Annotated in this window: 9 protein-coding genes, 2 pseudogenes, 1 riboswitch and 1 other annotated feature; of the genes and pseudogenes, 10 read left to right on the top strand and 1 reads right to left on the bottom strand. The window is 30.2% G+C overall.

All coding sequences use genetic code 11. From position 1 onward, the window contains the following. Positions 1-259: 259 nt before the first annotated feature. The 8 genes and pseudogenes from CLOACE_RS08005 to CLOACE_RS08040 form a co-directional block, all read left to right on the top strand. Positions 260-1,705: a DEAD/DEAH box helicase gene (locus tag CLOACE_RS08005; RefSeq protein ID WP_070110585.1), complete on the top strand. Its 1,446-nt coding sequence runs from the start codon at positions 260-262 to the stop codon at positions 1,703-1,705. Positions 1,706-1,814: 109 nt separating this feature from the next. Then, complete coding sequence (locus CLOACE_RS08010; RefSeq protein WP_070110586.1) at positions 1,815-2,027, top strand: hypothetical protein; 213 nt, start codon at positions 1,815-1,817, stop codon at positions 2,025-2,027. Between the two features lie 114 nt (positions 2,028-2,141). Beyond that, positions 2,142-2,696 carry a rubrerythrin family protein gene (locus CLOACE_RS08015; protein WP_070110587.1) on the top strand — a complete coding sequence of 185 codons (555 nt, stop codon included), beginning with the start codon at positions 2,142-2,144 and terminating at the stop codon, positions 2,694-2,696. A 128-nt stretch (positions 2,697-2,824) separates the two neighbouring features. Further along, positions 2,825-4,738 (top strand): anaerobic carbon-monoxide dehydrogenase catalytic subunit, encoded by a 1,914-nt coding sequence (gene cooS / locus CLOACE_RS08020; protein ID WP_070110588.1) that lies wholly within the window; start codon positions 2,825-2,827, stop codon positions 4,736-4,738. A gap of 481 nt (positions 4,739-5,219) precedes the next feature. After that, positions 5,220-6,317: pseudogene (locus tag CLOACE_RS08025) on the top strand (DNA topoisomerase); the annotation flags it as partial. A 694-nt stretch (positions 6,318-7,011) separates the two neighbouring features. Beyond that, entirely contained in the window at positions 7,012-7,209 is a 198-nt protein-coding gene (locus tag CLOACE_RS12155) for a hypothetical protein (protein ID WP_479723170.1), read from the top strand. A gap of 16 nt (positions 7,210-7,225) precedes the next feature. Next, a complete protein-coding gene (locus CLOACE_RS08035) occupies positions 7,226-8,719 on the top strand; it encodes a reverse transcriptase domain-containing protein (protein ID WP_479723171.1) in 1,494 nt (497 codons plus the stop codon). Between the two features lie 142 nt (positions 8,720-8,861). Further along, a pseudogene (locus CLOACE_RS08040) lies at positions 8,862-9,959 on the top strand (DNA topoisomerase); the annotation flags it as partial. A gap of 378 nt (positions 9,960-10,337) precedes the next feature. Here the strand turns inward: CLOACE_RS08040 and CLOACE_RS08045 are convergent. Then, on the bottom strand, positions 10,338-10,913 hold the full coding sequence (locus tag CLOACE_RS08045; RefSeq protein WP_070110589.1) for an ECF transporter S component: 576 nt from the start codon (positions 10,911-10,913) through the stop codon (positions 10,338-10,340). A 110-nt stretch (positions 10,914-11,023) separates the two neighbouring features. After that, a riboswitch (FMN riboswitch) is annotated at positions 11,024-11,154 on the bottom strand. Between the two features lie 244 nt (positions 11,155-11,398). Beyond that, positions 11,399-11,668: a binding site (T-box leader), on the top strand. 197 nt (positions 11,669-11,865) lie between these two features. On the opposite strand from CLOACE_RS08045, the gene CLOACE_RS08050 reads away from it, so the two are divergent. Both CLOACE_RS08050 and ilvC read left to right on the top strand, forming a co-directional pair. After that, entirely contained in the window at positions 11,866-12,087 is a 222-nt protein-coding gene (locus tag CLOACE_RS08050) for an ACT domain-containing protein (RefSeq protein WP_070110590.1), read from the top strand. Positions 12,088-12,139: 52 nt separating this feature from the next. After that, complete coding sequence (ilvC, locus tag CLOACE_RS08055; RefSeq protein ID WP_070110591.1) at positions 12,140-13,132, top strand: ketol-acid reductoisomerase; 993 nt, start codon at positions 12,140-12,142, stop codon at positions 13,130-13,132. The last annotated feature ends 3 nt before the right edge of the window (positions 13,133-13,135 follow it).

Genomic DNA, 13,135 nt, shown 5'->3' on the forward strand with positions numbered 1-13,135 from the left:
GGGCGGAAATTGGCTCATCACGTCCTGTGATGAATTACGGAGTTTTTTTATTTTTTCTTCTAAGAGTGTCTAAAATTCATTCAAATTATTTACAAACTCTCTTTATGAGGCTGCCTTATTATTTTTACACAGATTATTTTTAATTATTTTCTATATACAAATTTTCTTAGTGATTTTTTATTTAACAACCTAGTGGTATAATAAATTTAATATAATTAGCAAATATTAATAATAAGACTAGCGATAAGGAGCAAACAAAATGAATGAATTAAATTTTCAAAGATTTGGAATAAGTAAAGATATACTAAAGTCTTTATCAAAATTAGATTATGAAAAACCATCTAAAGTGCAAAAGAAAGTTATACCAATAGCACTTAAAAACAAAGATATAATAGTAAAATCAAAAACAGGAAGTGGCAAAACAGCAGCTTTTGCAATTCCAATATGCGAAAATATTACTATAGAAGAAAATAAACCTCAAGCATTAATTCTTACTCCTACAAGAGAATTATGTGTGCAAGTAAAAGAGGATGTAAAAAATATTGGTAGATTTAAAAAGATAAGGGCAGTAGCTGTTTTTGGAAAGCAACCTTTTAGAATACAGTCTAGAGAATTAAAACAAAGAGTTCATGTAGTAGTAGGTACTCCAGGAAGAACTTTGGATCATATAGAAAGGGGAAATCTAGAAGTTGATGAAATAAAATATTTAATTATTGATGAAGCAGATGAAATGCTTAATATGGGATTTATTGAACAAGTGGAATCTGTTATAAATAATTTACCTAAAAATAGAGTAACTATGCTTTTTTCTGCAACTATATCAGAAGAAATAGAAAAACTATGCAATAAATACATGATTAATCCAATTACTATAGAAGTAAATCCTGAAAAAATAACAGAGGAAAAAATAGAGCACATATATTATGAAGTTCCTGAAGAAAAAAAGTCTAGGTTTTTAAATAAAGTAGTTATTACTGAAAATCCAGATAGTTGTATTATATTTTGTAGAACAAAGAAAAATGTAGATGAAGTTTTTAATTATCTTAAATCTAAAAAATACCCTTGTAATAAGCTACATGGTGGAATGATGCAAAATGACAGATTAGAAGTTATGCAAGAATTTAAAAGAGGAAAATTTATTTATTTAGTAGCTACAGATGTAGCCGCAAGAGGAATAGATGTGGAAAATATAACTCATGTAATTAATTATGACATACCTTTAGAAAGGGAAAGTTATGTTCATAGAACTGGAAGAACTGGTCGTGCAGGTAAAAAAGGTAAGGCAATAAGTTTTGTAACACCTTATGAATATAATTTTTGGGATGAAATTGAAGAATACATAGGTTTTAAAATACCTAAAGGAGAAGAAATCAAAGAACAATATGTTCAAGATTCACTAGAGGATTTTAACAAAAAAATAAAATCTTCACTAAAGCCTAAAAAAATTAAATGTGATGAATTAAATAAGGATATTACCAAAATATATATTAATGCTGGCAAAAAGAAAAAAATAAGACCTGGAGATATAGTTGGAGGAATTACAAGTATACCTGGAATTGTTGCAGAAAATATTGGAATAATAGATATTCAAGATAACTTTTCATACATAGATATATTAGATGGAAAAGGAAAAATTGTATTAGATGGATTAAAGAAATCTACCATAAAAGGAAAAAAAGTAAGAGCAGAAAAAGCAGATAAATAAAATGTTTTTAATACAAAAAATATATTAAAATGCAATATTTAAATTGACTAAAACCTAAACATATTTTCACTCTATTTTGCAAATACTTAAGACAAAAGGAGTGAGCTTTATGGATGAAAACTCAATAAGAAAAGTAGCAGATATTTTAAGCGCATATTCTTATAAAGTTGATGCTATGATAAATTTACTTGTTGAAAAAGAGGCTATTTCAAAAGATGAAGTTAATGATATGTTGAATAAAGTTATGGATGAAGAAAAAAAAGATCCTAATACAGATGAATATGTAATAGAAGGGTTAAAAGATAAAGTGCTTTTAAAATAATTATGATAAATTATATTTGTAAAATTCTTTTAATGTATGGTAAAATCTTATTATAATAGAATAATTAAGTAGATATATTTTTAGTGTAACAAAATATAAAAAGAGGTGATTTTAATGTCAGTTAAAAATGCAATGACTGCAGATTTTTTACGTTCAGCTTATGGTGGAGAAAGTATGGCAAACATGAGATATTTAATTTGGGCAGAAAGTGCTAAAAAAGATGGTTTCCCAAATATCGGCAGATTATTTAATGCTGTTGCTTATGCAGAATGGATTCATGCTAAAAATCATTTTACAGTACTTAAAAATCAAGTTGGGGATTATACAGTACCAGCAGGTGCGGTTTTTGGATTAACAAGTACTGTTGAAAACTTACAAGGAGCTATAAATGGAGAACTTCATGAAATAGATCAAATGTATCCTGTTTATCTTGAAACTGCAAAATTTCAAGAAGAAAAAGCTGCACAACGTTCTTTTTATTTTGCAGTTGAAGCTGAAAAATGCCATGCTGAACTTTTTAAAAAAGCTCAAAGCTTAGCAAAAGAAAATAAAGATATGGAAGATAATAAATTCTATGTATGTCCTGTTTGTGGTTATACTGTAGAAGGTGATGCTCCAGATAGATGTCCTGTCTGTGGAGCAAAAGGAGAAGTATTTAAAGAGTTTTAATTAAATAAACATATTAAAAAACCTCATGTTGAATATGAGGTTTTTTAATTTATGTATATATGTATGCATATTGTTAAAGATTTTTGGGGAAACTCCTATTAAAGAATTTAAAAAGGAGTTGGAAATTTGTGCATGAAAGTATATTAGAAAAAACAGAAGGTCGTGTAAGTTATCATGACTCTGTGGAAGAAATGTTAAAGAGAATTAGAGAAGATGGAATGTCTAATGTATTTGATAGATGGGCACTTCAGGAAAAAATTCGCTGTAAATTTTGCTTGCAAGGGCTAAGCTGTCAGTTATGTTCTCAGGGTCCTTGTAGATTAAACGAAAAAACTGGGCAAGATAAAGGAGTATGTGGAATAGGACCAGATGCTATGGCAATGAGAAATTTATTGCTTAAAAACATAATGGGAGCTGCTACATATGGTCACCATGCTTATGAAGCTTTTAGAACGTTAAAAGCCACTGCAGAAGGCAAAACTCCTTTTACAATAAAAGATATAAATAAGCTTAAATGGATGTGTAAAAGTTTAGGTATTGATACAAATCAAGCTGAAAATCAAATGGCAATACAATTAGCGGAATTATTAGAAAAACAAATGAAAATTGATTCAGAGGATAAAAATCTTATGGTGGAGGTTTTTGCACCAAAGAAAAGAAAGAAAGCTTGGAAAGATTTAAATATATATCCTGCTGGAGTACAACATGAAGAGCAAAACTGTGTAGCAAGTTGTTTAACAAATGTAGATGGTAATTATAAATCTTTAGCAGCAAAGGCATTAAAATTAGGATTGGCTACTATATACAATGCTCAAATTGGTCTTGAAATGGTTCAAGATATATTATTTGGAACACCTATGCCTCACGAAGTAAATGTGGATTTAGGTATTATGGATGCTGACTACATTAATATAGTATTTAATGGACATCAACCTTGGGTAGGAGCTGCAACTATAGAAAAAGCTCATATGGCAGAAGTTCAAGAAAAGGCAAAATCTGCTGGTGCAAAAGGTTTAAGAGTAGTTGGCTCTATAGAAACAGGACAGGAATTATTGCAAAGATTCAATATAGATGATGTTTTTGTAGGATTAATGGGTAACTGGTTAGCAATAGAACCTCTTTTAGCTACAGGAACAGTGGATGTTATGGCAATGGAGGAAAATTGCTCTCCACCTGCTATTGATATGTATGCAGAAAAGTATCAAGCAACTTTAGTAAGTATAAGCACTATTATAGATATACCAGGACTACAGCATAAGATTCCTTATAGTCCTTCTAAAGTAGATAGTATGTCGGATAATTTAATAGACTTAGCCATAGAAAACTTTAAAAAGCGTAAAGGCAAAGTTAAACCTATGGTTCCTAAAATTGTTCAAAAGGCAATTGCAGGATTTTCCACAGAAGCAGTTTTACAAGCATTAGGTAATAAATTAGATCCATTAGTAGATGTGATTTCTGCAGGAAAAATCAAGGGAATAGTAGCACTAGCAAACTGTTCTACACTTAGAAATGGTCCTCAAGATTGGAATACAGTAAATCTTACAAAGGAATTAATAAAGAAAGATATTTTAGTAGTTAGTGCAGGCTGTGGAAATCATGGTTTAGAAGTAGCAGGTCTCTGTAATTTAGATGCTATAAATATAGCTGGAGAGGGATTAAAGGAAGTTTGTAATATGTTAAAAATACCTCCTGTATTAAGTTTTGGAACATGTACTGATACAGGAAGAATATCTATGCTAGTTACTGCTCTTGCAGATCATTTAGATGTAGATATACCACAACTACCAATAGCTGTAACTGCTCCTGAATGGATGGAACAAAAAGCCACAATTGATGGAATATTTGCAGTGGCATATGGTGCATATACACATCTATCACCTACGCCTTTTGTTACTGGTGCACCAAAATTAGTAAAACTTCTTACAGAAGAAGTAGAACAAATAACTGGAGGAAAGATTGCCTTAGGAGATGACCCAGTAGAGGTAGCTAACAATATAGAAGCACATATTTTAGTAAAAAGAAAATCTTTAGGATTAAATTAATAATAAGTTGTTGAATAAAAAATCAATGATATAATTTGCAGATAAAAAATAATTAAAAATAAGCTATACAAAACAATAAGGCAGCCTCATAAAGAGAGTTTGTAAATAAGTCATTTTATTAAGACACTCTAAGAATAAAAAACAAAAAAACTCCTACCCAATTTATGCCCCGTCCTTGGGGCGGAAATTGGCTCATCACGTCCTGTGATGAATTACGGAGTTTTTTTATTTTTTCTTCTAAGAGTGTCTAAAATTCATTCAAATTATTTACAAACTCTCTTTATGAGGCTGCCTTATTGTTTTGTATAGCTTATTTTTAATTATTTTTTATCTGCAAATTATATCATTGATTTTTTATTCAACAACATAATGGTATGATATAATAAGCATAAAGTAGTGTAAATAATTGATAAATATAATAGTTTACTAAAAATTAGGAGCAAATATTTATACTACTATTTACTTTGAAAGGACTGTTTAAATGAATAAGACATTAGTATTAGCTGAAAAACCTTCTGTAGCTAGGGATTTAGCAAAAGTATTAAATTGTAATAAAAAAGGAAATGCATTTTTAGAAGGAAATAAGTATATAGTAACTTGGGCATTGGGACATTTAGTAACACTGGCAGATCCTGAAGCTTATAGTGATAAATATAAAAAGTGGAGTATGGATACACTTCCAATGCTACCTAAAAAAATGAAGCTATCTGTTATAAAAAAAACATCAAAACATTTTTATCAAGTAAAAAATATTATGAATAGAAACGACATAAAAGAGCTTATTATAGCTACGGATTCAGGCAGAGAAGGTGAACTTGTAGCAAGATGGATTATAGAAAAAGCAGGATTTAAAAAACCAATTAAACGTCTTTGGATATCATCACAAACAGATAAAGCTATTTTAGATGGATTTAATAAATTAAAACCTGGTAAAGAATATGAAAATTTATACAAAGCTGCTGTATGTAGAGCAGAAGCAGATTGGGTAGTAGGTCTTAATGTAACTAGGGCTTTAACTTGTAAACACAATGCTCAGTTATCAGCAGGAAGAGTACAATCAGCTACATTAGCTATGATAGTTAAAAGGGAAGAAGAAATAAATAATTTTAAACCAAAGGACTATTATACTATGACTGCAAAAGTAAAAAACTTTTCGCTTAAATGGATAAATAAACACAATAATCATAGTATTTTTGATAAAGAGGTAGCAGATAAAATACTTTCAAAAGTTAATGGAAAACACTGTGAAGTAGTAGATATAAATGAAAGTTATAAGAAAAAATATTCACCAGCTCTTTATGATTTAACAGAGCTTCAAAGAGATGCAAATAAAATTTTTGGATATTCTGCCAAACAAACACTATCTATAATGCAAAGGCTATATGAAAATCACAAAATTTTAACTTATCCTAGAACAGACTCTAGGTATATTTCTAGAGATATTGTTAGCACTTTGCCAGAGCGATTAAAATCTATATCTATAGGTCAATATAAAAATGTTGCTAATGAAATTTTAAAACATAAAATAAATGCTCATAAAGGATTTGTAGATGACAGCAAGGTATCAGATCATCATGCTAGTGCGACACGTTCCTAAGTGAAAAGCTTGGGCACAAAAGAAAGAACGTAAAGTTCCCTTTTGGAGAACTGATAATCCGATTGGTGGAATGAAGGAGTAACGCCCTGAAACGCCATCCCTGATACTCCGATGTGCGTAAGACAAAATCTTACGTTCAAAGCTCGGTGAAGTCGGCTGAAATCAACCCTAACAGCTTAGTAATAAGGCTGAGGAAAGCTTCTCAGAGGTGAGAGGTGTTGATGATAGGTCGGGGGTCTTTAAAATATCTATGGTTAGAATGTTCGAGAGAACTGACGAACTTGCGAATGTACGGGTCTAAAGGTGAAAAGTGCAGAAATGTACTTGCTGTTTAATTACAGAGTTAGTGAGGTAAAGTAAAAATTTGCGTTATGAAATACCTTGATTCATTGCAGGTGAATCTTAGCTAATAGGCTCAAAGTAAGCACCTAATGATATATATGATAATAGATAGGATTATCGGAACGTGGAAAGCCATACTACGCCAAATGGCGGTTCAGACGAAGAATAATAAGCTGATTTAAGTGTGGTGAGAGTAGTGTCATAGTACCTATGAAGTTATGGAAACATAATGGAGGGATAGGCACAAGTCGTTAATGAAAAATAATCAAAGATGAATGTATTGTGGATTCGAGTATGACAAAAAAGTCACTCTCCAGAAAGGAAGGTGATGTCCATGACAATCTCGAACGATGGAAAGAAAATAAACAAAAGCCTTAGATATGCGGAATACTACGATATGACAGAAATATTTGACAAACTATACGCTGATAGCCTTAATAATAAAAAGTTCAACAACTTAATGAATATAATAAAATCTGAAGAAAATATCAAATTGGCCTACAGAAATATCAAGCGTAACACTGTGGGATAGAGTAATTCAGCAATGTATATTGCAAGTCCTTGACCCAATTTGTGAAGCGAAGTTCCATGAACGAAGTAATGGATTCAGACCTAATAGGTCTGCTGAGAATGCAATAGCTCAATGCTATAAAATGATTCAGCAATCGCAGTTACATTATGTAGTTGACATTGACATAAAAGGATTCTTCGATAATGTGAATCATTCGAAACTAATTAAACAAATGTGGACACTGGGTATAAGAGACAAACAATTAATTAGCATCATTAAACAGATGCTGAAAGCACCAATTACACTTCCAAATGGCGAAATAATCTACCCTGATAAAGGAACACCACAAGGTGGTATATTATCACCATTACTATCTAACATCGTACTAAACGAATTAGATTGGTGGATTTCCAGTCAATGGGAGACTATCCCGACACAGAAAGAATATAAAGTTGTAGTAAAACCGAATGGCACTGAGTCCAGAACTATAGCACATAGACAGTTACGTAAAACCACTAAGCTCAAGGAAATGTACATTGTGAGATATGCAGATGACTTTAAAATATTTTGCAGATACAGAAGTGACGCAAATAAAATTTTTATTGCTGTTAAGCAATGGCTATCAGAAAGGTTAAAACTACAAATTTCAGAGGAAAAATCTAAGGTTATTAATCTTAAAAAGAATTATTCAGAATTCCTAGGTTTCAAACTCAAAGCAGTCAAGAAAAGCAAAAAATATGCTGTCCGATGCCACATGAGTGACGATGCAGTTAAAAGAGAAACTCAGAAGCTGATAAAACAAGTTAAGATAATTCAGCGACCAGCAGATTACAAAGAGGAATATAAATCAATTTCTCGATATAATTCAATGGTAATCGGGATTCACAATTATTATCAGATAGCAACAAATATAAATCTTGATTGTAGTAAAATTGGGAGACAAATAACAACAATAACTGAAAACCGCTTATGGCAGAGAATGAAAAAGACATCAAACGAACAAGAAGCCATCCGTAACAAATATATAATGAAAAAATATGGCAAAAGCAAACAAATGAGGTTCGTTAATAATATACCGTTTGTACCTATAGCTTATATACAAACGAGAAATCCAATGTACAAAAAGAGGTCTGTTAATAAATATACCCCAAGTGGTAGAGAGGAAATACACAAATCATTAGGAGTCAACCTAACAATATTGCACAAATTAATGAATAACCCAGTAATTGGTAAAACCATTAAATATGCAGATAACAGAATATCACTGTACTCCGCACAAAATGGTAAGTGTGCAATAACAGGAATTGTTCTTAATTTTGAAGACATTCACTGTCACCATAAAATCCCACTTAAGCTTAAAGGAACTGATAGGTACGATAATTTAGTAATAGTACATCAAAAAGTTCATAAGCTAATTCACACAAATAATGCAGACAAAATAAGACAGTACCTCGAAGAACTTAAATTAACACAACCCATGCTAAATAAGTTGAACAAATTACGACTATTGGCTGAAACGACAGTGATTTGACAATCATCGAAAAAAGATTGAATTCATTAGTTTGATTATTTTACAAAATTAACGATGGAACGCTGTATGACTGGGAAACCGTCACGTACAGTGTGGAGTGGGGGAAAATCTGGTGATAATATCAAAAGATTACCTATCACTATTAATTCCAACAGAACAAAATGTAAATTTAGCTTTATTAAGTAGAGAAGAAAAAAATATTTATGATTTAGTAATTAAAAGATTTTTAAGTGTAATGATGCCTCCTTTTGAATATTTACAAACTATTGTGCAGGCTGAAATAAATGGAGAAAAGTTTACAGCTAGAGGTAAAGTAGTTAAATCAAAAGGATGGAAATCTCTTTATGATAAGCATAGTGATTTTCAAGATAGTAGTGATAATAAAGATGAAATTAATGATCAAGTACTTCCACTATTAAAAAAAGGAGATAATTTAAATATAATTAATATAAAATTAGATAAATGTGAAACAAAGCCTCCTGCAAGGTTTAATGAAGCTACTTTATTATCTGCTATGGAAAATCCACAAAAATATGTTCAATTAGATAAAGTACATGCAAAAACACTTGGTGAAACTGGAGGAATAGGAACTGTTGCTACTAGAGCAGATATAATTGAAAAGCTATATAATATGTATTATGTAGAAAAAAGAGGCAAAGAAATAGTTCCAACTTCTAAAGGAAAACAGCTTATTGAACTGGTTCCGGAGGATTTAAAATCTCCATTATTAACTGCAAAATGGGAAAGAGAACTTGAATTAATAAGTAAAGGAAAAGAAAATAGTAATGATTTTATAAAAAGAATGAGAAATTATTCAACAAAACTTGTGGAAGATGTAAAATATAGTAAAGATAAATATGTGCATGATAATATTACAGGTAATAAATGCCCTAATTGTGGCAAGTATATGCTTCAAGTTAAAGGCAAAAGAGGAATTATGAATGTATGTCAAGATAGAGAATGTGGATTTAAAGAAAATATAAGTAAATTTACTAATGTAAGGTGTCCTGAATGCCATAGAAAAATGGAGATAAGAGGTAATGGCGAAGGACAAATTTATGTATGTACAAATTGCAATTTTAGAGAAAAGCTTTCATCTTTTAATAAAAGGTTTAAAAACAAGCAAAATAAAGTAAATAAAAGAGATGTGGCAAAATATATGAAAAAAGTTAAAGAAGAAAATGACACTCCAATAAATTCAGCTTTAGCAGATGCATTATCTAAATTAAATTTAAAATAAACAATTTTTAATAATTATAGGTTATTCAATAAAAAATGATTAATATAATTTGCAGATATAAAATAATTAAAAATAAGCTGTACAAAACAATAAGGCAGCCTCATAAAGAGAGTTTGTAAATAAGTCATTTCATTAAGACACTCTAAGAATAAAAAATAAAAAAACTCCTACCCAATTTATGCCCCGTCCTTGGGGCGGAAATTGGCTCATCACGTCCTGTGATGAATTACGGAGTTTTTTTTATTTTTTCTTCTAAGAGTGTCTAAAATTCATTCAAATTATTTACAAACTCTCTTTATGAGGCTGCCTTATTGTTTTGTACAGCTTATTTTTAATTATTTTATATCTGCAAATTATATTAATCATTTTTTATTTGAATTATGAAGCCTTTTGAGTTTCTTTTAAAGTTGGCTTGATATCTACCTTTAAAACTTTTCCTACAGACTTATAAACAAGTCCAGTAACAATTGAATTTATGCTAGTTTTTATTAAGTTAAAAGGTATAATAGCTGGTACTATCATAGATTTAACTGCTGCAAGTGGTACTCCTAAGAACATTGTTGTGAAAACTAAGTTTAGTGGAATCATTACAAGAGTCATAGTTAAAGAACCACATACTAAAGCAATAATTGCACCTTTAAGAGTATGCATTTTTTTATAAATAGTTCCTGCTACAATTACCATACTTCCTGTAGCAATAAGATGCATTAAAGCTCCAATCCATCCACTGCCAGCACTTACTGTAAAGCCTTGTACTAGTGAAACAATAGCTGTTATTATAAGTCCACTTTTAGGTCCGAATAAGAAGGTTCCTATTAAAATTGGAATATCTCCTGGTTCGTACTCAAGAAAAGGTGCTGTTGGAATAATGGGAAATCTTACAAGTAACATAAGTAAAAGTCCCAAAGCTGAAAGTACTGATAATTTTACAAGTCTGTTTACATTATTCTTCATAATAAAACCCTCCTAAAGTATATTGATTACCAAATAAAAAGTTCCCTGAAATATAATTTCAGGGAACTGAATACTCACATAAATCACCTATAAAATAGATAACATTATCTAATCATCTTCTTTCATCCAGACTTTACTGTCGGCCCTGGAATCTCACCAAGAGTCAGCTTAACGCTCGCGGGCTAACGGAATTAACCGAATTACCGCCGGTCGGGATTTACACCCTACCCTGAAGATTATATATTTACTTTTCACAATTATAATAGCATTATTATATGGTGCATGTCAAGAAATAGCTTTAAATTTAGAATATGAAAAATTTATTTATATTTATTAAATATAAAAATCTAATGTAGTAAATGAATTAAAAGTATGGAAATAGTGAAATTAATGATAAAAACAAATTTATTTTAAAAATTTTCAAAAAAAGTATTGACAAATTAAAAGAATGGAAATATAATTATTCACAAGTTAACAAACAAATAAGGAAAGCGATGATGGAGATAAAAATATTCTTGCTATTAATTACAGAGAACCAACATTTGCTGAGAGTTGGATTAATGTGAATATATAATGATCACTCCGGAGTATCTAGTTGAAAGATTAATCTAGTAAACAATGACGTATACCAGCGTTATATGGTTAGGGTTCACTAAGAAGTGTTTTATTCTAAGTCGACCTGAAAATGAGAGGTAATTATAATTTATAATTACAATTAAGGTGGTACCGCGGAGATAGTATCTTTCGTCCTTATAAGCATATATAAAATGTATGTTTATAAAGGCGAAAGATTTTTTTTATACTTTTTTATCTGGCCAGAAAAAAGTAATTTCGTCCAAAATAGAATATTAACTTTTATAAATTTTAGGGCAGAGCAGTCCTAAAAGCGTGTAATTATATAACTTTATAATGTTAATTTTAAACTTATATGTATTTTAAAGGAGGTAATATCATGGTGATACAAGCTACACTTAATCAAGGAATTGACAGTTTTGTAAGAGTTGCAAATTATTTAAGAAGAAAAGAGTTTGCTGTTAAAAAGATTAACATGGAGGCTTTAAAAGAAAATAGGGTAGATTTAAAAATAGAGTTTGAAGATAAACATAAACAAGATTCAATTGTGAGTTTTTTATCTAAATTACAAGATTTAAATGAAATTGAAGTATTAAATTAAAATTAATATTTGTAATATTTGAAATATTTCTAAAAATTAGGAGGTTTTTATTATGGTGAAAATGTATTATGAAATGGATGCAAAATTAGAATTATTAAAAGGAAAGAAGGTAGCAGTACTTGGTTACGGAAGTCAAGGACATGCTCATTCATTAAATTTAAAAGATAGTGGTGTTGATGTAGTTGTTGGTTTATATGAGGGAAGTAAATCATGGAAAAAAGCTGAAGAAGCAGGTTTAAAAGTAAAAAATGTAGAGGAAGCAGTAAAAGAAAGTGATGTAGTTATGATGCTACTTCCAGATGAAGTTCAAAAGAAGGTTTATGAGGAAAAAGTAAAAGCATATTTGAAACCAGGACAAGCACTTGCTTTTGCTCATGGATTTAATATTCACTTTAATCAAATAGTTCCACCAGAATTTGTAGATGTATTTATGGTTGCACCTAAAGGACCTGGACATTTAGTTAGAAGAGTTTATGAAGAAGGTCAAGGAGTACCATCACTAATTGCAGTATATCAAGATTATACAAAAACTACTAAAGAATTAGCATTAGCTTATGCTAAAGGAATTGGAGCTACTAGAGCAGGAGTTCTAGAAACAACTTTCAAAGAAGAAACAGAAACAGATTTATTTGGTGAACAAGCAGTACTTTGTGGAGGAATCACAGAACTTATAAAAGCAGGTTTTGATACTTTAGTTAATGCAGGTTATCAAAAAGAAATAGCATATTTTGAATGCTTACATGAAATGAAACTTATAGTAGATTTACTTTACGAAGGTGGATTTGAAAAAATGCGTTACAGTATAAGCGACACTGCAGAATTTGGGGACTATATGGTGGGAAGAAGAATAGTAAATGAAGATACTAGAGAAGAAATGAAAAATGTATTAGAAGAAATCCAAAATGGTAAATTTGCAAGAGAGTGGTTATTGGAAAACAAATTAAATAGACCAATGTTTACAGCTTTTAGAAAAAGAGAAATTGAACATCCGCTTGTAGAAGTAGGTAAAAATTTAAGAAAAATGATGTCTTGGATAAAAAAATAGGGG

Source organism: Clostridium acetireducens DSM 10703 (assembly GCF_001758365.1).
In the GTDB taxonomy this organism is placed as follows: domain Bacteria; phylum Bacillota; class Clostridia; order Clostridiales; family Clostridiaceae; genus Clostridium_C; species Clostridium_C acetireducens.